This window comes from Agreia sp. Leaf244, assembly GCF_001422695.1.
Taxonomy (GTDB): domain Bacteria; phylum Actinomycetota; class Actinomycetes; order Actinomycetales; family Microbacteriaceae; genus Agreia.
Genome location: NZ_LMLX01000005.1, coordinates 164,723 through 188,641, shown reverse-complemented (window position 1 = coordinate 188,641; position 23,919 = coordinate 164,723). Strand labels below are relative to the sequence as shown.

At 68.7% G+C, this 23,919-nt stretch carries 18 protein-coding genes; 4 read left to right on the top strand and 14 right to left on the bottom strand.

Annotated features, from left to right (window positions below; all coding sequences use genetic code 11):
• Nucleotides 1-2: 2 nt before the first annotated feature.
• The 7 genes from ASF06_RS15175 to ASF06_RS15145 form a co-directional block, all read right to left on the bottom strand.
• A complete protein-coding gene (locus tag ASF06_RS15175; RefSeq protein WP_055948960.1) occupies nt 3-671 on the bottom strand; it encodes a response regulator in 669 nt (222 codons plus the stop codon).
• Complete coding sequence (locus ASF06_RS15170) at nt 668-1,993, bottom strand: sensor histidine kinase (RefSeq protein ID WP_055948955.1); 1,326 nt, start codon at nt 1,991-1,993, stop codon at nt 668-670. The genes ASF06_RS15175 and ASF06_RS15170 overlap by 4 nt, the downstream gene beginning before the upstream one ends.
• Nucleotides 1,994-2,094: 101 nt before the next feature.
• A complete protein-coding gene (locus ASF06_RS15165) occupies nt 2,095-3,417 on the bottom strand; it encodes a M50 family metallopeptidase (protein WP_055948952.1) in 1,323 nt (440 codons plus the stop codon).
• 73 nt (nt 3,418-3,490) lie between these two features.
• A complete protein-coding gene (gene dxr / locus ASF06_RS15160) occupies nt 3,491-4,570 on the bottom strand; it encodes a 1-deoxy-D-xylulose-5-phosphate reductoisomerase (protein WP_055948947.1) in 1,080 nt (359 codons plus the stop codon).
• Between the two features lie 48 nt (nt 4,571-4,618).
• Nucleotides 4,619-5,623, bottom strand: a complete 1,005-nt coding sequence (locus ASF06_RS15155) for an FKBP-type peptidyl-prolyl cis-trans isomerase (protein WP_055948944.1) — start codon at nt 5,621-5,623, stop codon at nt 4,619-4,621.
• A 101-nt stretch (nt 5,624-5,724) separates the two neighbouring features.
• A complete protein-coding gene (locus tag ASF06_RS15150) occupies nt 5,725-6,264 on the bottom strand; it encodes a GNAT family N-acetyltransferase (RefSeq protein WP_055948940.1) in 540 nt (179 codons plus the stop codon).
• Nucleotides 6,261-7,655: a DHA2 family efflux MFS transporter permease subunit gene (locus ASF06_RS15145; protein WP_326942073.1), complete on the bottom strand. Its 1,395-nt coding sequence runs from the start codon at nt 7,653-7,655 to the stop codon at nt 6,261-6,263. The genes ASF06_RS15150 and ASF06_RS15145 overlap by 4 nt, the downstream gene beginning before the upstream one ends.
• 126 nt (nt 7,656-7,781) lie before the next feature.
• Between ASF06_RS15145 and ASF06_RS15140 the strand changes: the two genes are divergently transcribed.
• Together ASF06_RS15140 and ASF06_RS15135 are read left to right on the top strand one after the other, a co-directional pair.
• Nucleotides 7,782-11,726 carry a Pls/PosA family non-ribosomal peptide synthetase gene (locus ASF06_RS15140; protein ID WP_055948934.1) on the top strand — a complete coding sequence of 1,315 codons (3,945 nt, stop codon included), beginning with the start codon at nt 7,782-7,784 and terminating at the stop codon, nt 11,724-11,726.
• 7 nt (nt 11,727-11,733) lie between these two features.
• Nucleotides 11,734-13,068 (top strand): M1 family metallopeptidase, encoded by a 1,335-nt coding sequence (locus ASF06_RS15135; RefSeq protein WP_055948930.1) that lies wholly within the window; start codon nt 11,734-11,736, stop codon nt 13,066-13,068.
• Between the two features lie 48 nt (nt 13,069-13,116).
• Here ASF06_RS15135 and ASF06_RS15130 read toward each other — a convergent pair whose 3' ends face one another.
• Both ASF06_RS15130 and ASF06_RS15125 read right to left on the bottom strand, forming a co-directional pair.
• A complete protein-coding gene (locus ASF06_RS15130) occupies nt 13,117-13,695 on the bottom strand; it encodes a 4'-phosphopantetheinyl transferase family protein (RefSeq protein WP_055948927.1) in 579 nt (192 codons plus the stop codon).
• Nucleotides 13,692-14,156, bottom strand: coding sequence for an OsmC family protein (locus ASF06_RS15125; protein WP_055948922.1), 465 nt, complete (start codon nt 14,154-14,156; stop codon nt 13,692-13,694). Before ASF06_RS15125 ends, ASF06_RS15130 begins: the two co-directional genes overlap by 4 nt.
• A 52-nt stretch (nt 14,157-14,208) precedes the next feature.
• Here ASF06_RS15125 and gabT point away from each other — a divergent pair, with 52 nt between their 5' ends.
• On the top strand, nt 14,209-15,564 hold the full coding sequence (gabT, locus tag ASF06_RS15120) for a 4-aminobutyrate--2-oxoglutarate transaminase (RefSeq protein WP_082500991.1): 1,356 nt from the start codon (nt 14,209-14,211) through the stop codon (nt 15,562-15,564).
• A complete protein-coding gene (locus ASF06_RS15115; protein WP_055948915.1) occupies nt 15,561-16,541 on the top strand; it encodes an asparaginase in 981 nt (326 codons plus the stop codon). The genes gabT and ASF06_RS15115 overlap by 4 nt, the downstream gene beginning before the upstream one ends.
• Nucleotides 16,542-16,568: 27 nt before the next feature.
• Here ASF06_RS15115 and ASF06_RS15110 read toward each other — a convergent pair whose 3' ends face one another.
• The 5 genes from ASF06_RS15110 to ASF06_RS15090 all read right to left on the bottom strand — a co-directional run bounded on the left by ASF06_RS15110 (nt 16,569) and on the right by ASF06_RS15090 (nt 23,842).
• Nucleotides 16,569-17,357: an ABC transporter permease gene (locus ASF06_RS15110; RefSeq protein ID WP_235497249.1), complete on the bottom strand. Its 789-nt coding sequence runs from the start codon at nt 17,355-17,357 to the stop codon at nt 16,569-16,571.
• Between the two features lie 71 nt (nt 17,358-17,428).
• On the bottom strand, nt 17,429-18,343 hold the full coding sequence (locus ASF06_RS15105) for an ABC transporter permease (protein WP_055948914.1): 915 nt from the start codon (nt 18,341-18,343) through the stop codon (nt 17,429-17,431).
• A 3-nt stretch (nt 18,344-18,346) separates the two neighbouring features.
• Complete coding sequence (locus ASF06_RS15100) at nt 18,347-19,549, bottom strand: ABC transporter ATP-binding protein (protein ID WP_055948911.1); 1,203 nt, start codon at nt 19,547-19,549, stop codon at nt 18,347-18,349.
• On the bottom strand, nt 19,549-20,775 hold the full coding sequence (locus ASF06_RS15095; protein ID WP_055948908.1) for an ABC transporter substrate-binding protein: 1,227 nt from the start codon (nt 20,773-20,775) through the stop codon (nt 19,549-19,551). Before ASF06_RS15095 ends, ASF06_RS15100 begins: the two co-directional genes overlap by 1 nt.
• A gap of 109 nt (nt 20,776-20,884) precedes the next feature.
• Nucleotides 20,885-23,842, bottom strand: a complete 2,958-nt coding sequence (locus ASF06_RS15090) for an FtsK/SpoIIIE domain-containing protein (RefSeq protein ID WP_055948905.1) — start codon at nt 23,840-23,842, stop codon at nt 20,885-20,887.
• Nucleotides 23,843-23,919: the final 77 nt, after the last annotated feature.

Here is a 23,919-nt window from a genome sequence, read left to right as displayed (position 1 = left end):
CTCTATCGGCCGCTCCAGCCGGTGCGAACGAGGTGTGTCTCATAGGCCGTCACGACGAGCTGGACTCGGTCCCTGGCGCCGAGTTTCTGCATGATCCTCGACACGTGGGTCTTCGCTGTGAGAGGGCTGAGGAACAGCCTCGCCGCGATCTCCTCGTTCGTGAGCCCGTGCCCGACCAGGGCCAGCACCTCGCGCTCCCGATCGGTGAGTACGGAGAGCGCCTCGGTGTCGACCACCGCCGACAGGCCGCCGGCGACCCGCCCCAGCAGCCGCTTCGTCACGCCGGGCGAGAGCAGCGCGTCGCCCGCCGCCACGACCCGCACCGCCCTGATGAGCTCGACCGGCTCGGTGTCCTTCACGAGAAAGCCCGAGGCGCCCGCGCGGATCGCGTCGACCACGTAGTCGTCGAGCTCGAACGTGGTGACGATCACGATGCGGGTCGCCGCACTCTCGGGGTCGGCCACGATCTGCCGGGTCGCCCAGATGCCGTCGCCGTCGGGCATCCGGATGTCCATGAGCACGACGTCGGGGCGCAGTCGCGTCACGAGTTCCACGGCCTCGGCGCCGGTCGAGGCCTCGCCGACGACGTCGATGTCGGCCTCGCTCGCGAGGAGCGCCGCGAAGCCGGCCCTGATGAGCTGCTGGTCGTCGGCGATCACGACCCTGATCATCGGGTGCCGGCCATCGGAGAGGAGCGGTCCGTCGACCGGGGAATGGTCGCGGTCACGGCGAAGCCGTGCGGCTCGAGGGTGACCGCCTCGAGGCGTCCTCCGAGCAGCTCTGCCCTCTCCCGCATGCCCAAGAGGCCCTTTCCCGCCACGTCGCCGAGATCGTCGGCGACTCCCCTGCCATTGTCGCTCACCCGGAGGATCAGGTCGTCGCCGACCTCCCGGAGTTCGACGCGGGCGGACGTCGCGCCGGAGTGCCTCACGATGTTCGTGAGGCACTCCTGGGCGATGCGGTACAGCGCGAGCTGCGCCGCCGCAGACGGCGCCGAGCGGAGATCGGAGTCGAGCTCGACGGAGAGGGAATCCGACCGGATGTTCTCGACGAGCCGGGGCAGGCTCGCGAGATCGGCCTCGGGCACGAGCGGCGCCTCGGATTCGTCGGCATCGCCGCGCAGGATCCCGAGCACGCTCCTGACCTCATCGAGGGCCTGCTTGCTCGTCGCCTTGATCGCGGCCAGGGCCTCACCGGCCTTGTCGGGCTGGGACTCGAGGAGATGCAGCCCGACGCCCGCCTGCACATTGATCGACGACAGCGAGTGCGCAAGCACATCGTGCAGCTCGCGGGCGATCCTCACCCGCTCCTGCTGTGCCGCATCGACGCGGCGCCGACTCTGCAGGGTCCGCAGCTGCGCGAAGCGCTCCCGTCTGGAGCGGATCGACGAGCCGAATCCGAGCGAGACGACGAGCCCCGCCGTCAGCAGCACCACCGGCACCGGCTCCCAGGCTATTCCGAGGAGCCCGGCCCCCACGAAGCTCGCGGCCCATCCCACGGTCACGGATGCGACGGCCCACACGCCGGCGCCGCGCACGACCGCGAGGGCCGCGGCGAACAGGACGGCCACGTAGGCGGAGAAGACCGCGGGATCGACGAGCGCATCCGCAACCGCCACCACGGTCACGGCGACCACGGCCGGGCCGGCGAAGCGGCGTGCACCGATCAGGGCCGCAGGGCCGAGCACCGAGAGAAGGAGCGCGACGGCGACACCCGCAGGCGGAACAGGGGGCGACGCGGCCGACAACTGGGCGGTGACGACGGCGAGCTGCACGACGAGAGAGACGATGACCGGCAGCCAGAGCCGGGCCTGCGGCGGAACGAACGGGCCCCGTGGGCCGATGCCGTACGCGCCTCGCCATCCGGAATGCGGGCCGTGCGGATGGCGTCGGCCGTCGCCGAATCGCCCATGGGGGCCGGGCGACCAGGCCGGCGCGCCCCAGTCGTCACGACCCCGAGGATTCGGATCGTGCGGCGGTCGCTGCGGTCTCATGGTCTCGATGCTAGCGAGCGGCTCCCCCGTCGTCGTCCGCCCGACGGGGCGACCGCCCATACTCCCTCAGGAGTACAGCTGCTTCTGGAGTACGACGGTGCTCAGCCGAAGAGATTGATCGGTTTGACGATGTCTGCGTAGATGAGCAGCGCGCTCATCGCGCCCAGCACGATGACCACACCGAAGGTGAGCGGCATCAGCCGAGCCGTGTCGACGGGGCCGGGATCCCTGCGCTTGAACAGTTTCGCGAAGCCGCGTCGGATGGCCTCCCACAGGGCGCCGGCGATGTGTCCGCCGTCGAGCGGCATCAGGGGAACAAGGTTGATCACTCCGAGCGCGACGTTGAGGGAGCCCACCAAGCCGAGGAGGCTTGCCACCTTGGAACCCAGGGGCACCTGCTCGATGCTCGCGATCTCTCCCGCCGCACGCCCGACGCCGACCACGCTGATGGGGCCGTTCGGATCGCGCTCCCCCGGCCCGAATGCGGCGTTGGCCACGTCGACGAGTCTCTGCGGCAGGTGGAGGATGAGGTTCACGACATTGGCGATGTTCTCACCCACGAAGGGCAGCACGGCGGCGGGGCTCTGCGGCACGAGCTCCTGCTTCGGACCGATGCCCACGAAGCCGACCTCCTGCGTGACGGGCTGGCCGTCTGCGTCGAGCTTCTGCTCGCCGTCGGCGTTCTGCACGTAGCGCTCTGCGAGCAGGGGAACGACGGTCAGGGTCGTCTGCCCTCCACCGCGCTGCACCTCGACGGAGAGGGACTTGTTCGGCGACTTCTGGATGATGGCGGTCGACTCGTTCCAGTCGGCCACCGGAACGCCGTCGATGGCGGTGATGATGTCACCCTCCTGGAAGCCGGCGGTGACGCCCGGGCCCGGGGTGTCGGATGCCTCGCACGTCTGCCGCTCACTGGTGGCGGGAAGCACGCACTGGCTGATCGACCCGATGGTGGTGGTCGACAGGCCGAAACCGCAGAGCACGATCGCGAAGACCACGATGGCGATGACGAAGTTCATGGCGGGGCCGCCGGCCATGATGATGATGCGCTTCCATACGGGGAGTCGATAGAACGACCGGTCGTCGTCGTCGCCGATCGTCTCTGCGCTCACCTCGCGTGCGTCCTGCACGAGGGTGTTGAAGAATCCGGTACTGGCATTGCGTACGGCGCCGCCCGTCTTCGCGGGCGGGAACATGCCGATCATCGAGATGTAGCCGCCCATGGGGATGGCCTTCAGCCCGTACTCGGTCTCGCCGCGGCGCCGGGACCACAGGGTGGGCCCGAAGCCGATCATGTACTGCGTGACCTTGACCCCGAAGAGCTTCGCCGGAACGAGGTGTCCGACCTCGTGCAGGCCGATGGAGACGGCGAGGCCCAGGACGATGACGAGCACGCCGATGATGAACTGCAGGACCGTTTCCACGTGCACACGTTACAGCGCGGTGTCGTTCGACTGCTGGCGTTTCGCTGGACGCCGGCCGTGTTCCCGCCGTCAGTCAGCTTGCGATGAGCTCATCGGCGGTGCGTCGCGCCCACTCCTCCGTCGCCGCCAGCGAGTCGAGGGAGATCTCGGCCGGTGCGTCGTGCCGCTCGACGACGCTGCGGATGGTGTCGACGATGTCGAGGAATCCGATGCGGCCGGCGTGGAACGCGGCGACGGCCTGCTCGTTCGCCGCGTTGAAGACCGCCGGGTAGCTGCCCCCGGCCCTGCCGACCTCTTTCGCGAGCTCGACGGCGGGGAACGCCTCGGAGTCGAGCGGCTCGAATGTCCAGGTCTGCGCCGACGTCCAGTCGAGGGGGCGGCCGACGCCGCGCACCCGGTTGGGCCAGTCGAGACCGAGAGAGATGGGCAGCTTCATGTCGGGCGGCGATGCCTGCGCGATGGTGGAGCCGTCGATGAACTCGACCATCGAGTGGATGATCGACTGGGGGTGGACGGTGACGTCGATCCGTCCGTAGGCGACGTCGAACAGCAGGTGCGCCTCGATGACCTCGAGGCCCTTGTTCACCAGCGTGGCCGAGTTGGTCGTGATGACCAGCCCCATGTCCCAGGTCGGATGCGCGAGGGCCTCGCGGGGGGTCACGTCGACGAGCGACGCCCGGCTCCGCCCGCGGAACGGCCCGCCCGACGCGGTGAGCACCAGTCGCTCGACCTCTTCCGGAGACCCTGCGCGCAATGCCTGGGCGATCGCGGAGTGCTCGGAGTCGACAGGAACGATCTGGCCCGGGCGGGCGAGATCCTTCAGCAGGTCGCCGCCCACGATGAGGCTCTCCTTGTTGGCCAAGGCGAGAACGCGTCCGGCTTTCAGTGCCGCGACGCTGGGCCCGAGCCCGACAGAGCCCGTGATTCCGTTGAGGACGACGTCGGCATCGACGTCTCGCACGAGGTGCGAGGCCTCGTCGGCGCCCAGGGCGGTGTCGGCGACTCCGAACTCCGCGGCCTGCTCGTCGAGGAGTTCTCTATTGCGTCCGGCCCCGAGCCCGACCACCTCGAATCTCTCGGGATTCGAGCGAACGACGTCGAGCGCCTGAACGCCGATCGAGCCGGTTGAACCAAGGATGACTACGCGTTTCACATCGCTATCCTCGCACCTGGGTGCGAACGGCCCTGAGGGCGCGCGGTGCTACGCGGCGAGGATGTCGATGACGAACACCAGGGTGTCGGTGCCGGAGATGCCCGCCTGCGCCTGTCCCTGGTCTCCGTAGCCCTGCGCCGGCGGGATGGAGACGATGACCTGGGATCCCACGGTCTGGCCGGTGATCGCCGCTTCGAAGCCCTGCACTGTGCTGCCGGGCTGAACCGCGAACGGCGTCTTCCCCCAGCTCTGGTCGAACACCGTCTTGCTGCCCCAGATGCTGCCCTGGTACTGGACGATCGACGGCTGGCCCGACTCGACGACCTTGCCGTCGCCCTTCTTCAGCACGGTGACGGTGAGGTCGGCCGGCGGCGCGGCGTCGGGAATGGTCACCGTCGGGGTGCCGTCCTCGGCATCGACGACGGTCGGCACACCGTCGACGACCGGCTGCACGGCACCGTTCGCCTTGAGCTGGTCGGGGTCGGTGACCGCGACGACCTGGCCGAAGTCGACCACGAAGACGAGCGGGTCGGTGGCGGCGATGCCCAGCGAGGAGTTGCCCGCCTCGCCGAAGCCCTCCGAGGCCGGAACGGCCACGGCGATGCGCGAGCCGCCGTTGAGGCACTCGACGCCCTTCACCAGCCCGGGAAGGAACTGGGTCGCGTCGACGACCATGCTGAGCGCCGCCGAACCCTCGTCGTAGGTGGAGAAGACCTCGTCGCCCGACGTTCCGTTGAAGAGGGTGAAGTTGAGGATGCCCAGATCGCCGACGTTGGCCTTGGAGCCGTCGCCCTCGGAGAGCACGGTGCGCTGGGTGGTGTCGAGGTCGACGGGCGAATCGAACGTCGCTTCCGCCTTCGCTCCCGCGTCGCCCGTGACGGAGATCGAATCGGAGGCGTCGCCGCTCGGAGTGTCGGTGCACGAACCCGCCTCGGCCTGCGGCGCGCTCGTCGCGCCCGCGCCCGGCGTGGAGCTGGGCGACGGCGAACCGGAGCATCCAGCAAGGGTCAGGGCGAGGGCCGAGACGGCGAGGATGACGGGAAATTTGCGCACGAGCGGGCCTCACAGGGTGACGGGGATGACGAGATCGCGCGCCACGGCGCGCGACGGATGACTGTGGCCCAGTCTGGACCATCGAGCGTGGGCGTTCCTGTTCAGCGGCTGGGAGGGGCCTCGTCGACCGCGCCGGCGGGGGCCCGCTCGAAGACGAGCTCCAGCCCGTCCTCCTCATCGATCTGCTGCCGGACCTGAACGAAGTCGAGGCGCCGAACGACGGCGAGTGAGGCCTCGTTCTGCGGGCTGACACTTGCCCGCACGCTGCGGGCTCCCCGCGAGGCCGCCTCACGAAGCAGCACGGCGACCGTCGCCGTGGCGTATCCCTGCCTGCGGTGGTTCTCGAGAACGGTGTATCCGATCTCGACCATGCCCCGGGCATCCGGAGATGCATGGAACCCGGCGTGGCCGACGACGACGCCTGTCTGCCGGTCGACGATCGCCCTGACGAGAAGAGGCTCCGCCAGCGGGTCTGCGGCGAGCTTTGCCCGGAAGACGGGCCAGAGCCACGATTCGGTGGTGGTGAACTGCCGAGGCAGCTCGACGCCCGCCCGCAGCGACGCCGCGGCGAGGTCGCCGGCCTGCAGCAGCGCGTAGACCTCGTCGCCGAGATAGGCCAGCCGCACGTCTGGTGACGTCATGCCGCTGTCGGCGCCTTCTCGGGCGCATCCGAGCGGCGGGGATTCACGATACCGATTCCTGAGACGATGCCGCCGAGGACGAGGAGCACACCGGTGACGATCGCGGCGCGGTGGAATCCGTCGACATCGAGATTCGCTCCCACGATGAGCCCGGCGGCCGCGACCGAGATGAGGCCCGCGACCCGGGAGACCGCATTGTTCACGGCCGAGGCGATGCCCGCACGGGCCGGCTCGATGGAACCGAGGATGGCGGAGGTCAGTGGCGCGACCGTGATGGTCATGCCCAGTCCGAACACGACGATCCCGGGAAAGACCTCGCTCCAGTAGTCGGCCGTGCTCGAGAGGCGCAGGAGCAGGAAGAACCCGGCACCCGCGACGATCGGCCCGACCAACATGAAGAACCGCGATCCGTACTTTCCGGCGAGCCGGCCGACCTGTGTCGAGAGGGCGATGCTGATGATCGTGGTGGGGAGCATGCTCAGGCCTGCCAGGGTGGCGGTGTAACCGGCCACCTGCTGCAGGAACACGGCGAGGAGGAAGGTTCCCAGCGAGAGCGCGCCGTACACGAGGAACGTCGAGACGTTGCCCACCGAGAAATTGCGCACCCGGAACAGCGACAACGGCATCATCGGCTGCGCCGTGCGCCGCTCGTGCACGATGAAGAGAACGAACGAGACGACACCGACACATGCGGGAACGATGATGACGGGACTCGTCCAGCCGAACCTGGACTGTTCGATAAGCGCGAAGACGGGCAGACCCAGGCCGACGATTCCGAGCACCGCGCCGATCACATCGACGCGGGATCCCGGCGCCGCCGGACGGTCGTGGGGAAGCCGGGCGAGGAAGAAGAGGGTCACGGCGATCGGGATCACGTTGATGGCGAAGACGAGCCGCCACGAGACGAGGTCGACAAGGAGGCCTCCGATGAGTGGCCCGGCGAGAAAAGCCGTGCTCGTCCACGCTGTCCACGACCCGATCGCCTTCGCCTGGGCCGGGCCGGAGAACGCGGAGAGGATCAGGGCGAGGGAACTGGGGACGAGGAGCGCCCCTGCGACTCCCTGGAGCGCCCGCGCCCCGATGAGCACCCCTGCGGTGGGAGCCACCGCGCAGATCAACGACGACACGCCGAACCCGACGACACCCCAGAACAGCACCCGCTTGCGCCCGAAGACGTCGGACAGCGAACCGGCCAGCAGGATGATGGAGCCGAGCGTGATGAGGTACGCGTCCATCACCCACTGCTGCGTCACGATGCCGCCTCCGAGTTCTCGTGTGATGGCGGGGAGCGCGACCGTGATCACGGTACCGTCGAGGAACGCGACGAAGGCGGAGAGCACGGCGACGATCAGGACCAGGCGCTGCATGACGGGGGTGGGAGGTGTGGACACATTCCTAGCTAACTCCACAGACGACGAATCCGTACCCGATCGGGTCGTTAACCTCTCGTCCACCTCCGGCCCCTATGGTTCGAGCGCCGCGTGGGCGCGCGGCGACCGACACACCAGGAGACTGACGTGACCGACTCCCCCGCCGACCGCGGACTCCTTCTGGGCAGCGAGCGAACGCCGCCGGAGCGCACCCTCGTCGACATCCTTCGGGAATCGGCCGACAGGCATCCGGAATCGGCGGCGCTGGCCGACGCGAACGGATCGATCAGCTATCGCGAGTTGATGCGGCTCGTCTCGCAGGCCGCCGTCGCGCTGTCGATCGCCGGAGTCCGCCAGGGAGACAGGGTCGGAATCCGCATCCCCTCGGGGGGCCGCACGCTGTACATCTCGATCCTGGCCGTGCTCGTGCTCGGCGCCGCCTACGTGCCCGTCGACGCCGACGATCCGGAGGAGCGGGCCGAACTCGTCTTCGGCGAGGCCGACGTCGTGGGCTTCATCGGAGCGGATGGCACGATCGTGCCCCGGACCTCGGCCGACGGCACGCGCCGACTCGATACCCGACCGAGCGTCGGCCTCGAGCCCGTTCGCACCGGAACCGGAACCATCACCACGCTCGGCTCGCCCACTCCCGACGACGACGCCTGGATCATCTTCACCTCCGGCTCCACCGGAGTGCCGAAGGGGGTCGCCGTCACCCACCGCTCGGCCGCCGCCTTCGTCGACGCCGAGGCCCGCCTCTTCCTCCGCTCGGAACCGCTCGACGAGGGCGACCGGGTGCTCGCCGGCCTCTCCGTCGCCTTCGACGCGTCGTGCGAGGAGATGTGGCTCGCCTGGAGGCATGGGGCCTGCCTGGTTCCCGCGCCCCGCTCGTTGGTGCGCTCGGGCGCCGACCTCGGCCCGTGGCTCATCGCGCACGGCATCACCGTCGTCTCGACGGTTCCCACCCTGGCCGGACTCTGGCCCGCCGAGTCGCTCGAGAACGTGCGCCTGCTCATCTTCGGCGGCGAGGCGTGCCCGCCCGAGCTCGCGGCACGGCTCGCCACTCCGGCCCGCGAACTGTGGAACACCTACGGGCCGACAGAGGCGACGGTCGTCGCCTGCGGCGCGCTCCTCGACGGATCGACGCCCGTGCGCATCGGCCTCCCCCTCGACGGTTGGGACCTGGCCGTCGTCGATGCGGCAGGCGAACCGGTGGGCGAGGGCGAGGTCGGCGAGCTGATCATCGGAGGCGTGGGACTCGCCCGCTACCTCGACCCGGCCAAAGACGCGGAGAAATACGCGCCGATGCCCAGCCTCGGCTGGCCGCGCGCCTACCGCAGCGGCGACCTGGTGCGATTCGAGCGGGCGGGACTGGTCTTCCAGGGCAGAGCGGACGACCAGATCAAACTGGGCGGCCGAAGGATCGAGCTGGGCGAGATCGAGGCGGCCCTGCAGGCACTGCCGGGTGTCGCGGGCGCCGCGGCCGTCGTGCAGACCTCGGGCGCGGGCAATCAGGTGCTCGTCGGCTATCTCGCGCTCGACCAGAGCATCGCCGAGTCCGACTTCGACCGCGCGGCGGCCGTGGCCAGGCTCCGCGAGGAGCTGCCGGCCGCACTGGTGCCGGCGCTGGCCGTCGTCGAGTCCATTCCGACGCGCATCTCCGGCAAGGTCGACCGCTCCGCACTCCCGTGGCCCCTGCCCGCGAGCGGCGGCGCCGGTCAGCCCGGGTCGACTGCCGAGCTCACGGGAACCGCCGGATGGTTGGCGGAGCTCTGGACGAGCGTCCTCGGCACGGCCGTGTCCGACTCCTCCGACGACTTCTTCGCGGTCGGCGGCGGCAGCCTCGCCGCGGCCCAGCTCACGAGCATGATCCGGGCACGCTTCCCTGAAGCGCGGGTGTCCGACATCTACGACCACCCCCGCATCGGGGCGCTGGCCACCGAACTCGACTCGCGCACCCCACGCGAGGCGGCTGAGCCCCGCACCGTCGTTCCCACGCCGCGTTCCACCCAGTGGGCCCAGACCCTCCTCGGCATCCCGCTCCACATCATCGTGGGTGCGCGCTGGAGCGTCTACCTGCTCGCGGCGAACCTCCTTCTCGCCGCGTTCGCCGGCATCGACTGGCTGCCCGAGATCTCCTGGTGGTGGCTGATCATCGGATTCCTGGTGCTCGTCACGCCCGTCGGCCGCATGGCCGTCTCGGTCGTCGCCGCCCGCATCCTGCTGCGCGGCGTGCGGCCGGGCTCGTATCCGCGTGGAGGGCACGTGCATGTGCGCCTGTGGCTCGCCGAGCAGGTCGCCGGGCTGGTGGGTGCGGCCAGCCTCGCGGGCGCACCGTGGATCTCGTACTACGCGCGCGCCCTGGGAGCCACGATCGGAGAAGGCGTCGATCTGCACTCGCTGCCGCCGGTCACGGGAATGCTCAAGCTGGGAGCCCGAGTCGCCATCGAACCCGAGGTCGATCTCTCGGGATATTGGATCGACGGCGACCTGCTGCACATCGGCACGATCACGATCGGCGCGGACGCGACGATCGGCTCGCGGAGCACGATGCTTCCGGGCGCCCGAGTCGGTCGAGGCGCCGAGATCGCCGCGGGATCATCGGTGTCCGGCCGAGTGCCCGGCGGCGAACGATGGGCGGGCTCGCCGGCCGAGCGGATGGGCAAGGCCCGCCCGGGCTGGCCGGCCGAACGGCCGCCGCGCGCATCCGGCTGGGTCGCGGCCTACGGCGCGGGCTCGGTCGTGCTGTCCCTTCTCCCCCTCGCGGCGCTCGCGGTCGGCGCGCTCGTCACGGGTGCGATGGTGCGGGGCTCGGATTCGCTCGGTGAGCTCGCCCTGCGTGCCCTCGCGTCGGTTCCGCTCGCCACGTTGGCCGCGGGCGTCGTGTTCGCGGCGCTCATCGTGGGCAGCGTGCGGCTCCTCGGCATCGGCCTCGCCCCGGGGCACTATCCGGTGCGTTCGCGCGTCGGCTGGCAGGTGTGGGCCACGGAGCGCCTGCTCGATCTGTCGCGCACCATGCTCTTCCCCCTCTACGCGAGTCTCATCACCCCCTTATGGCTCCGCCTTCTCGGCGCGAAGGTCGGGTCGAATGTCGAGGCGTCGACGGTGCTCCTGCTGCCCGCCATGACGACGATCGCCGACCACGCCTTCCTCGCCGACGACACGATGGTGGCGTCCTATGAACTGGGCGGCGGCTGGATGCGGATCGACGAGGCCAAGATCGGTCGACGCGCGTTCCTCGGCAACAGCGGCATGACGGGACCGGGGCGCACGGTGCCGAAGAACGGACTCGTGGCCGTGCTGTCGGCGACGCCGCGCAAGGCGAAGTCCGGATCGTCGTGGCTGGGCAACCCCCCGGTGCGCCTCCGCCGCGCCGTGGCCGAATTCGACGAGAGCCGCACCTACGAACCGTCGCGTGTTCTGAGAATCGCGCGGGCCCTGTGGGAGCTGGGCAGACTCGTGCCGGTCATGGTCACGGTGGCCATCGGGCTCGGCGTGCTGCTCGCTCTCGAGACCGCGCTCGTCGCCTGGGGACTGGGGTGGACGATCGCCGTGTCCGGTCCCGTGCTGCTGGCGGCGGGAGCAGTCGCGGCCGCGGTCACGACCGTCGCGAAGTGGACGATCGTGGGCCGGATCCGCGCCACCGAGCATCCGCTCTGGTCGTCGTTCATCTGGCGCAACGAGGTCTCCGACACCTTCGTCGAGATGGTGGCCGCGCCATGGTTCGCGCGGGCGGCGACGGGCAGTCCCGCACTCGCCGTGTGGCTGAAGTCCCTCGGCGCACGCATCGGCGCGGGCACCTGGATCGAGACGTACTGGCTTCCCGAGGCCGACCTCGTCTCGCTCGGCGACGGCTCGACCGTGAACCGCGGCTGCGTGGTGCAGACCCACCTCTTCCACGACAGGGTCATGTCGCTCGACAGTGTGGCGCTCGCAGCGGGCGCGACCCTCGGCCCGCACAGCGTGATCCTGCCCGCGGCGCGCATCGACGACGGCGCGACCGTCGGTCCCGCCTCCCTCGTGATGCGGGGCGAGGTCGTTCCGGCGGCCAGCCGGTGGACCGGCAACCCCATCGCCCCGTGGAATACTTGAGCGACCGATGCCGCACACACCTTTTCACCCCAGTCACGGGTCGCTCTCGATAGGCGACAGCTACGTTCCCTCGAGCGGCAACGGCGGATACACGGTCTCGTCGTACGATCTCGACCTCGACTACCGCGTCGCGAACAACCGTCTCGCCGCCACCGCCGTCATCACGGCCACGGCCAGTCGTGATCTGAGCAGGTTCAGCCTCGACTTCTGCGGACTCGTCGCCACCCGCGTGACCGTCGACGGCGTCGCGCCCTCGAAGCTCGTCGAGTCGGCGAGGAAGCTCACCATCACGCCGGCTCGCACGATCCCGGCCGGGGAGCAGTTCGTCGTCACCGTGCGCTACGGCGGCTCCCCTCATCCGGTGCGCAGCCCCTGGGGCGAACTCGGCTGGGAGGAGCTCAGCGACGGTGTGCTGGTCGCCTCGCAGCCGAGCGGCGCCGCGAGCTGGTTCCCGTGCAACGACCACCCGAGCGACAAGGCCGCCTTCCGCATCCGCATCACGACCGAGTCGTCGTACTCGGTTCTGGCCAACGGCCGGCTCCTCTCGAAGGTGCGCCGGGCCAGCCGCACGACGTGGACGTTCGAGACCGTCGAACCCATGGCCACCTACCTGGCCAGCATCCAGATCGGCGCGTATCGCGAGATCGTCCTTGCGCGCGTTCCCGTGCCGCAATCCGTGTTCGCGCCGTCCGCGATCGTCTCACGGGCGCGGAGCGACTTCGCCGACCAGGAACGCATGCTCGCGCTCTTCGAGCGTTCGTTCGGTCCCTACCCGTTCGGCGAGTACTCGGTCGTCGTGACCGACGACGACCTCGAGATCCCCGTCGAGGCCCACGGGTTCGCCGTGTTCGGCAAGAACCACATCGACGGCCTCGGCGGCTCGGAGAGGCTCATCGCGCACGAGCTCGCCCACTCCTGGTTCGGCAACAGCCTCACCGCGACCACCTGGAAGGACATCTGGCTGCACGAGGGCTTCGCCTGCTACGCCGAGTGGCTGTGGTCGGAGGAGTCGGGAGGACTGTCTGCCGACAGGCTCGCCCACCAGCACTGGGCCCGGCTGTCGCACCTGCCGCAGGACCTGACCATCGGCGATCCCGGCCCCGAGCTGATGTTCGACGACCGCGTCTACAAGAGGGGCGCCCTCACCCTTCACGCCTTGCGCCTCACCGTCGGTGACGACGCGTTCTTCGAGCTGCTGAGCTCGTGGGCGACGGAGAACCGCTACGGCAACGTCACGACCGAGGGCTTCTACCTTCATGCGAACGACCGCAGCCCGATCGACCTCGGCGAGCTGTTCGAGACGTGGCTCTTCTCCGAACGACTGCCGGTTCTGCCGCACTGAGGTCGATAGCACTGAGGTCGACCGCACCGACCTCGGCGCCGTCTCCGATCACTCGATCAGGTCGACGTGCACGGGGTCCGTGCCGAGCAGCACGACGCTGAGCACGAGGTCGGGGTCGTTCATGGCAACATCCACGATGACGGCGTCGACACGAGAACCGGATGCGAGATCGACGGTCGTGAGATCGAGTCGCAGACCTCGGCCGGTCGCCTTGAGATAAGCCTCCTTGCGAGACCACAGTCGCGTGCGGAGCAGGGCGCGCGTGGCGGCCGGCTCGTCGTCGATCAGGTCGCGCTCCGCGTCGGAGAACGCCACCTCGTCGACCCGGGCCCTCGAGACGCTCGTCCGCGATTCCACATCGACCCCGAGATCTCGACCCGCGGCATCCATCGACACGGCGACCGCGACCAGACCGCCGGCCGAGCTCTTGCTCACCACGATCTCGGAGCCGTCCGGAGCTCTGGGCGACGACACCCGCGGCTTGCCGTGCGGCCTGCCGCAGTCGTCGCACGACGAGTCGATGACCACCTGGTCGGGTCGAACTCCGGCGATGGATGCGACGGCTCGTTCGAGCGCGTCGACCGCCGGTGCCGATTCCAGCACGACCCGTACATGGCTCGTCGTCATCCGGCCCGCGGCTCGTGCAGCACGGGAAAGTTCACCGAGTTGGCGATGAAGCACTTCTCGCTCGCCTCGGCGTGAAGAGTCTGGGCGAGCTCGGCCTGGTCGGGATCGGCGAGCTCGACCCTCGGGTGCAGCGTCGCCGATGTGAAGCGGCCACCGCCCGTGCGATCGAGTGCCAGCGTGCCTGTCGCCTGGTCTGTGTATCCCGTGACCACGACGCCGTGCAGCACGGCGACGTGGAGATACGAGAGCATGTGGCACTGGCTGAGCGCAGCGAGCAGCATCTCCTCCGGATTCCAGCGGTCGATGTCGCCGTGGAAGGTGCGGTCGGCGCTGCCCTCGATCGGATGCTTGCCCTCGGCATGGACGAGATGCTGGCGCCCGTAGTCGCGGTAGCCGCTCGTGCCCGTGCCCCGATTTCCAAGCCACTCTACGGTCACCGTGTAGGAATGCTGCGCTTTCACGCGATCAGCCTAACCGGGCGCCCAGCGACCCGACGGTAAACTTGCCCTCATCATGACTGACACGCTGAGTTCCTCCTACACCGTCGCCCAGGAGCGGAAGGTCGTCACGGCGATCCCCGGCCCTCGAAGCATCGAACTGCACGAGCGACGACTGGCCGTTGTGCCGGTGGGGGTCGGCACGGCTCTTCCCGTCTACATCGAGAAGGCCAACGGCGCCATCCTCGTCGACGTCGATGGCAATCAGTTCATCGACCTCGGAGCCGGCATCGGCGTGACCACGGTCGGCCACACCTCCGCCCGTGTCATCGAGGCGGCGACTGCCCAGCTGGGCAAGGTGACGCACACGCTCTTCACGGTCACGCCCTACGAGGAGTACGTGCGCGTGGCCGAGCTGCTCGCGGAGCACACCCCGGGCGACTTCGCAAAGAAGACCGTCCTCGTCAACTCCGGAGCCGAGGCCGTCGAGAACGCGGTCAAGATCGCACGCAAGTACACGCGCCGCACGGGCGTGGCCGTGCTCGAGCACGCCTACCACGGCCGCACGAACCTGACCATGGCCATGAACTTCAAGGCGGCGCCGTACGCCACCGGATTCGGCCCCCTCGCGGGAGCCGTCTACCGTGCCCCGAACTCGTATCCCTACCACGACGGCCTCACCGGCGCCGAGGCGGCGGAGCGCACCATCGGCTACCTCGAGAAGACCGTCGGAGCGTACGACCTCGCCTGCCTGGTGGTCGAGCCGATCCAGGGCGAGGGCGGCTTCGTCGTGCCGGCCGACGGCTACCTGCCGGCACTGCAGCAGTGGTGCACCGACAACGGGGTCGTCTTCATCGCCGACGAGATCCAGAGCGGCATGGCCCGCACGGGCGCGTACTTCGCGAGCGAGCACTTCGGCCTGGTGCCCGACATGGTACTGAGCGCCAAAGGCATCGCGGGCGGTCTCCCCCTCGCCGGCGTCACCGGACGCGCGGACATCATGGACGCAGCCCTCCCCGGTGGCCTGGGCGGCACCTTCGGCGGAAACCCCGTGGCCGCCGCAGCAGCCGTCGCCGTCTTCGAGCAGATCGAGAACGACAACCTGCTGGCCGAAGCGACACGCATCGAGCAGACGCTGGTCACCGGCCTCGAGACCCTCGCCTCGAAATACGACATCATCGGCGACATCCGGGGCGTCGGCGCCATGATCGCGATGGAGCTGGTGCAGCCCGGAACAGGAGCGACGACGAAGGAGCCCAACCCGAAGGCCGTCGACGCCATCGTGGCCTACGCCGCCGAGCACGGCGTCCTCGTGCTGAATGCGGGAACGTACGGCAACATCGTGCGCTTCCTGCCGAGTCTGGCCATCTCCGACGCGCTCCTCACCGACGCGCTCGGCGTGATCGACGAGGCCATGGCGACCCTGCGATGAGCTCGGTGGCAGCGGGCGCCGTCACGATCGACGGGGCCGTCGAGCTGGCGGTCCTCGAGCGCAGCGGGTTCGTCGAGTCGCGTCATGTGGGCGCGGCCGTCGTGGTCGCACCGGACGGCGCGATCATCGACGAACTGGGCGACGCCGGGGCGCCCGCGTTTCCGCGTTCCAGCCTCAAGCCCTTCCAGGCTCTGGCCATCCGCGAGGCGGGCGTGCACCTCAGTCCCCTGCAGACTGCCCTGTCGATGGCGAGTCACGGTGGCACGTCGGCGCACGTCGAGGTCGTGCGCGAGATCCTCGCACTCGCGTCTCTGGAGGAATCCGACCTCGGATGCCCGGCGGACTGGCCAGGTGACAGGGCCGCCCGCGACGCCGTGATCCGCGCCGACGCCGGAGTGCAGCGTGTCTTCATGAACTGCTCGGGCAAGCACGCCGCCATGCTGCTGGCGTGCGTTCAGCAGGGCTGGAGCACGACCGACTACCTCGACCCGGGCCATCCCCTGCAGCTGCGCGTGCGCGAGGTCATCGAGCGGGAGACCGGCGAGACGATCGTGGCATCCGGTGTCGACGGATGCGGCGCACCCGTGCACGCGATCTCGCTGCGAGGCCTCGCCCGCGGCGTGTCACGCATAGCGCAGCGCAGCACGCCCGATTCCGAATGGCTCGTCGACTCGGTTCTCGCCAACGGCTGGGCGGTCGACGCTCCCGGCGAACAGAACACGCTGGTGATCGACGAGCTGCAGATCTTCGCGAAGCTCGGCGCCGAAGGGGTCATGGTCATGTCCACGCTCTCCGGCGTGGCGGTCGCACTCAAGATCCTCGATGGCAGCCTGCGCGCGGCCGCTCTCGTCGCGCTCGAACTCCTCGTGCGCGCGCAAGCGATCGACCGCCGCGACGTCGACACTCTTCTCGCGCGCTTCGACCTGACCGTGCTCGGCGGGGGCAAGCCCGTCGGAGCGATCAGGGTCACCGCCTGACTCGGAGGCTCGCCGCCCACGCCGCGATCACGAGAGCCGGTCGAGTCTCTTCTGCCGGGCCGCTCGACTGACCTGGCTCACCACGACGATCGCGATCGCGAGGATGAAGACGGCCGACGCGATGACATTCGCCTCGGCGGGGATCCCCCGGGCTGCCGCGATGTAGATGAACTTCGGGAAGGTGTCGACCGAGCCCGCATTGAAGTTCGTGATGATGAAGTCGTCGAAGCTCAGCGCGAACGACAGCAGTGCCGCGGCCAGGATGCCCGGGAGCAGCAACGGGAAGGTGATGCGCCAGAAGACCTGCGCAGCAGATCCGTACAGGTCGCGTCCGGCCTCCTCGAGCGCAGGATCGAGTCCCGCCACCCGTGCCTTGACCGTCACGACGACGAAGCTGATGCAGAACATCGTATGGGCAAGGATCACCGTGACGATGCCCTTCTGCGTGCCGAGCGCCAGGAACTGGGCGGCGAGGCCCGCGCCCAGCACCACCTCGGGTGTGGCCATCGGCAGGAACAGCAGCAGGCTGATGCTCGACCGGAACCGGAACCGGTACCGCACGAGGGCGATGGCGATCGCCGTTCCGAGCGCCGTCGCGAGCACCGTGGCCACGACCCCGACGAGGATGCTGTTGCCGAACGCCTCGCAGAGTCCGGGTTCATTGCAGACGGTCAGCCACTTCTCGAGAGTGAAGCCGCGCCAGGCTAGGTTCGACTTCACGGAGTCGTTGAACGAGAAGACGAACGTGTAGCCGATGGGAATGAGCAGGAACACCAGAGCCAGGGCGACGTAGATGGGCAGTCCGAGACCGGACAGCCTGCGACGCGGGCGGCGCCCGGCTGCTGGATCGGGCCCGGCCTGATTCGCCGTGTCGAGGGGCAGGGCCGTCACAGCAGGTCCTCCGTTCCGCTGCGGCGCACGTAGACGCCGACGAGTATGAGGATCACGGCCATCAGGATGATGGAGAGCGCCGCCGCGACCGGGTAGTTCTGCAGGGTGAGGAAGTTGGCCTCGATCGCGTTGCCGAGCATCGCGGTCTTGCTCGAGCCCAGGAAGTCGCGGCTCGCGTTGATGTAGTCGCCCGCGGCGGGAATGAACGTGAGCAGCGTTCCCGAGATGATTCCCGGCATCGACAGGGGAACAGTGACTTTCAGGAACGTCGTGGCAGGGCTCGCATAGAGGTCGCTTCCCGCCTCGAGGAAGCGGATGTCGAGGCGCTCCAGCGTCGTGTAGAGCGGAAGTGTCATGAACGGGATGAAGTTGTACGTGAGGCCGAAGATGACCGCGAAAGGCGTTCCCGTCAGGTGACCATCTGCCGGCAGGATGGCCACGGCCTTGAGTGCGAGCACGACGGGCGACTCGTCGGACAGGATCTGCTTCCATGCGAGGGTGCGGAGCAGGAAGCTGATGAAGAATGGCGCGATCACCAGGGTGAGCATGAGGCTCTGGAGCAGCGGCCACCGGCGTGCCTTCACCCCGATGAAGTACGCGATGGGATAACTGATGACGAGAGCGAACACGGTCGCCACCAGCGCGTATCCGAAGGCGCGGAGGATATGGGGCAGGTACTCGCTGGCGCTGTCGACGTAGTTCTGCCATTGCAGGCCCGGAACGTAGTCGCCGATGTCGCCGCCGGGCAGTTCCGCCTGGAACGAGGTGATCACGAGCGAGATCAGCGGCGTCAGGAAGAACAGCAGCATGTAGAGGATGCCGGGCAGCAGCAGCACAAGCGCGACCGTCGAGGCCCGCCTGGCCGGTTTCGTGACGACCGCGTCTGTCGAGGCGAAGGCGGCGAAGGCCACGGGCTAGGCCCCTTCCAGTTCTGTCTCGAGATCGGCACGGCGCTGAACCGCGATCGCGTTCGTCGAGGAGTCCGAAGGGAACCGCGATCCGTGCGCAGGTTCGTCCTCGAGCCCGAACCCGTGATCGACCGTCCAGCTCACCCAGACCTCAGCCCCCTCGTTGACCACGGGACCGAAGACCATGTTCTGCGCGAACACGGTCACGGCTCCGAGGCCGGGGATCTGCACGATGTACGACGTGCTGACGCCCGAGAACGAGACATCGGTGACCCGGCCCGGGCCGAGCACGTTGATGCCGGCATCGGCGGTCGGAGCCTCGATGTGGAGGAGGAGCTTCTCCGGCCTCACTCCGATCGTCACCTCGCCCGCGTGCCGCTGTGCCCGCGTGCGGGGAACGACGATGCCCCTGCCCGAGATGTCGACCGTGATCGCGTCTGCGGTGGAACCCGTGACGGGCCCGGTGAAGAGATTCGACTGGCCGAGGAAGTTGGCGACAAAGGCCGTTCGCGGAAGCTCGTAGAGCTGCTCGGGAGCTCCCATCTGCTCGATCTCGCCCTTGTTCATGACCGCCACGATGTCGGCCATGGTCATGGCCTCCTCCTGGTCGTGGGTCACATGAAGGAAGGTCAGTCCGATCTCGGTCTGGATGCTCTTCAACTCGAGCTGCATCTGCCGGCGCAGCTTGAGATCGAGTGCTCCCAACGGCTCATCGAGGAGCAGGAGGGCGGGGCGGTTCACGATCGCCCTCGCCAGGGCCACGCGCTGCTGCTGTCCGCCCGAGAGTTGGGCGGGCCGGCGCGCAGCCACGTGGTCGAGTTCGACGAGTCTCAGTGCCTCGTGCGCCTTGCCCAGGGGGTCGTCGATCTTTCTACGACGGAGCCCGAAGGCCACGTTCTCGAGCACAGTCATGTGCGGGAAGAGGGCGTACGACTGGAAGACCGTGTTGACCGGACGCTGGAACGACTTCGTCTCCGTCACATCGGTGCCGCCGATGAGGATGCGTCCTGCGGACGGCTCCTCGAGACCGGCGACCAGTCGGAGCGTGGTCGTCTTGCCGCAGCCCGAGGGGCCGAGCAACGCGAAGAACGAACCGGCGGGGATCGTGAGGTTGAGGTTCTCTATGGCGGTGAACCCGGGGAACCTCTTGCTGATGTCGACGAACTCGAGATCGGCGCCCGCCTCGGCGAACGTGCCCATGGCGGCCATCAGATGCCCAACAACACTTTCTGGAATTCTGTGCCCAAGGTCTTCTCTTCCTCTGCTGTCAATGTTCGGAATACGTGCGCGTCTCGAAGGGTCGTCTCGTCGGGGAAGATCAGCTGGTTGTTTGCCAGCTCGGGATCGATGGCCTCCATCGCCTCCTTGGCCCCGACGACCGGGGTGATGTAGTTGACCCAGGCCGCGACCTCTGCGGCCACCTCGGGCTCGTAGTAGTAGTTCATGAGCGCCTCGGCATTCGCCTTGCGGGTCGATCCCATGGGCACGACGAAGGTGTCGTTCCAGAGGGTGCCGCCGGAGTCGGGGAGGATGAACTCCCACTTGTCGCCCGCCTCCGCGTTGATGAGGGTGATGTCGCCCGACCAGCAGATGGCCGCCAGGGTGTCCTCGTTCTGCAGATCGTTGAGGTAGGCGTTGCCCTTGATGTTGCGCACCTGCCCGTCGTCGACCTGTTTGCGGAACAGATCGACGGCATCCATGAAGTCGTCTTCGCCCCAGTCGCCTGAGATGTCGGTGCCCTGCGACTGCATGATGACGCCGATCGTGTCCCGCATCTCGCTGAGCACTCCGACCCGACCCTTGAGCTCGGGGTTCCACAGGTCGTCGACCGACTTGAGACCCTTCGGCAGACGTTCCTTGTTCCAGCAGATTCCCGCGAAACCGCCTTGCCAGGGAAGTGAGAAACTGCGGCCGGGATCGAAGTCCGGCTCGGCGAGCGACGGCAGCAGGTTCTTCTTGTTCGGGATGTTCGCGGCGTCGAGCTCCTGCACGTAGCCCTTGCGCACGAGGCGTGAGACCATCCATTCCGTGAGGCAGACCGTGTCGGCGCCGATGTCCTGTCCGAGGGCCAGCTGGTCTTTGACCTTGCCGTAGTAGGTGTTGTTGTCGTCGACGGCGACGTTGTAGGTCACGCGGATTCCGGTCTGCTCCTCGAACCCGATCAGCGTCGGATACTTGCCGTCGTCGTCCTCGTCGAGGTAGGCCGGCCAGTTGTCCCACACGAGGCTCCTGTCGCTGTCCGACGAATCGACGGCGGCCAGCGGAGCAGGTCGCGGTCCGGTGGAACAGGCCGCGAGGGCGAGCGCCCCCAGCCCTATTCCCGCCCCCGCGAGCACGGATCGGCGCGAGAGCGAGATCTGTTTCGCGCGCTGCATGGATCGTGCGTAGGCGATCGCCTGCCGGATCATCGGGTCGTGCGGCAGTGGGGGGTTCATGACGGGTGGGTCTCCGAACTCTGCTGTCGTCAGGGTGGTCTGATAGTGGCACAGCCGATGGCCTCATGGGGGAAAAGAGGGGCAGAACGTCGATCTCGAAACATGATCTTCACGAAATCCGCTTCGATTCCGGGTAATGGCGGTCGGAAACCTCCGCGGGCTTGAATCGAACGATCGAGCCGTCGGGGTCGACAAGCCATCCTCCGGAGCGGCCGGGCTCGACCGGCGGGGGGAGGTCGCGGCGGCGTGTGAGCGAGCGGAAGTCACCCAGTGTGCAGCCGTCGAAGTAGACGGGAATCGTCGTCTTCAACGCCGCGAACGTCGTCCAGGCAGCGAGCCACGCATCCGGCGTGCCGACGATCCAGGCCTGCTCGCCACCACGCGACGAGAACTCGGAGAGAGCCGCGCGATCGCCCGCGTCGATCAGCCGAGTCGCGTCGGTGACGGTTCCGTTGCTCCGATCGAGGAAGGGCGCGGGTCGGGGCGACACGACCAGCAGCTGCCGCAGTGACGATGGAGGACGAGGCGGCGGAGAGCCCGCGACCGAGCGGTGATCGTGCGCCGGTTCGGTTCGCGGCTGGGGCAGGGAGTCGGCGACGGCGACCTGCAGCCGCGCACTCCTCCAGTGCCCGCCGCCGGCCGCGAGTCGCGCGTCGTGATCGTGGGCGACGCCCTCGGCGACGATGTACTCCTGCCGAGAGGCGAAGCGAAGGTGGATGCGCTCGGGAAACAGCGGCGCGAGCGCACTCAGTGGCGCTGCCAGGCGCTGTGCCGCGGCCACGAACGTGATGCCGCACGACGGTCCGTCGCGCAGGAGCATCGTGAGCGCTGCGGTCAGTTCGGTCTGGTACTCCGCATCGAAGCGACGCAACACTGAATCGATGTCGTCGACGACCACGACGAGCGATGCGTGCTCCCCGCCCCGCGCCCGCCTCGTGTGGCACAGCTCGACGACCTGGTTCAGCGCGTCCCACGTCTCCTCGATCCCCGCCCCGATCTCCATCGTCGAGGCCGACTGATGGCTGATCGTCTCGAGGAGGGTCGATTTGCCCGACTTCGACGATCCGAGCACCAGGAGGTGCCCGTGTTCGACGGGGTCGTACAGCGCGACCGGCTGGGTCTGCTCCTCGGGAAGATCGTAGCGACCGATCGCGATGCCCGACGAGGGTGTCGGCACGTCGGCGAGCCTGAGCAGGCGAGGCAGAGCCGGCAGCCAGGGCGCCCGCACGGTCTCACCCATCGCACCGGGGCGAGCGGCGATGCTGAACGGATCGGTGTGCGCGACCTGCATCTGAATCGGCGCACGACCAGCTGCGGAGACGAAGCACCGGCCGCGAAACTCGGCCGACAGGGTGGAGGCTGCATCACTGCCGATGATCGCCACGGAGTCGGCGGCGTTGTTCACCCGCAGCGACAGCCGGAGTTCGCAGTTTGCGAGCAGCGAATCCCGCACGACGCCCGATGGCCTCTGGGTGCACAGCACGAGGTGCAGACCGAGCGAGCGCCCGCGTGCCGCGATGTCGGCGAACACGTCGTGCAGTTGCGGAAACTCGGACAGCATGGCGGCGAACTCGTCGACGACGATCACGAGGCGCGGCAATCGACCGACGAGGCGGGTGTCGGAGATGTCCCGGGCTCCGGCATGCCTGAGCGTCGTCTCCCGCCGCCGGATCTCGGCCCTGAGGCTGGAGAGCGCGCGTCCGGCGCCCTCCGGGTCGAGATCGGTGATGAGACCCACGCACTGCTCGAGCCCGGTCAATGCGTCGAAGGCGGAGCCGCCCTTGAAGTCCACGAGCAGAACCGTGAACTGCGACGCGTCGTATTCGCGCGCGAGCGAAGCGACCCAGGTGACGAGGAGCTCGCTCTTGCCGCTCCCCGTTGTTCCCGCGACCACGGCGTGGGGTCCCTGTTCGACGAGGTCGAGCCTGAAGACCTCGCCGTCCTCCCCCACTCCGAGCGCGGCGCTGAGGCCCGCCGATGACGGCGGCCCCGTGCGGGCCCCGCGCGCATCCGGCAGACTCTCGAGCTCGATGGACGAGATACGAGCAGGCAATCCGGCGGCGGGAAGGGCCGCGCTCGCCTGCCGCCGTAGCCGCCTGGAGAACGCCTCGGCCTGAACGACAGACACGAACTCGCCCTTGATGGCGAGTGGCGATGCGAGCGTCGGGTGGCGCAGAACCGTCACCTGGGCAATCGAATCCGCGGCCACGACGACGGTCGCCTCGGGCGGAACCTCGTCGAGCGCGGTGACCACCACCACGAAGGTCGAAGCAAGCGGGGCCCGCGCTTCGCCGACAGCCCCGAGTCGCACCTCGTCATGGCCGAAATGCGGCAGAGAACGAGCCCAACCCCAGTGTTCCGAATTCTGGTCGCGACGTGCCGATGTCGTCACGAAGGTGGCCGCGGGCGGCGACAGTGCAGCGGCGAGCTGCACGGCGTAGCCGCGAGCCACGGCATGCGCGAGGGGTCTCGCACCGACCACGGCGATGCGCACGGGCGGCGATGCGAGCACGGGTGCTCGAGACAGCACCAGTGCATCGCTGCGCAGTCGTCGCCCGTCGGGATCATCCTCGTCGAGACCTCCCTCCACACGGATCCCACTCCTGACGGGCCCTGAACCGAGGGCGACGGCAGCCTGGCCCGGCGCGGTGGCGGTGAACGGGTTCGCCGGGCGCTCCAGAATGGTGCGGGCAGACGGTGCTCGTCGATTCAGGGAATCGATCTCTCGCGCGTGGAACGCGGCCACCCTGCCTCTGAACACCTGCCGCCTTCGAGCGACCTCAGCGTGGTCTCGTCGTCTCGCCCGCCGTGCGCCCACACGTCGATCGAGGAGTCCCGCTACGGCCATGATGGGCGACAGGAGCGCGAAGAGGAATGCGAGCGGCGACTGAAGAACGAGCCACACGAGGAGGGCCACCGCCAGGGGTGCGAGCGAACCCACGAGGGGAAACGGTGCTGTCGGAGGCGGGTCGGCTCGCCGCGGAATGACGAACACCTCGTCGACGTCGACCACCTCGTCACGAGGCGTGGGCTCGTCGCCGGACGGGAGACGGGAACGCCGGATCATGCACCGAGTACACCTCGTGCGGGCCGGCCGTCGGCCAGCGGCACCACCGACCGTGGAGAACGCGCGATGAATCGCCG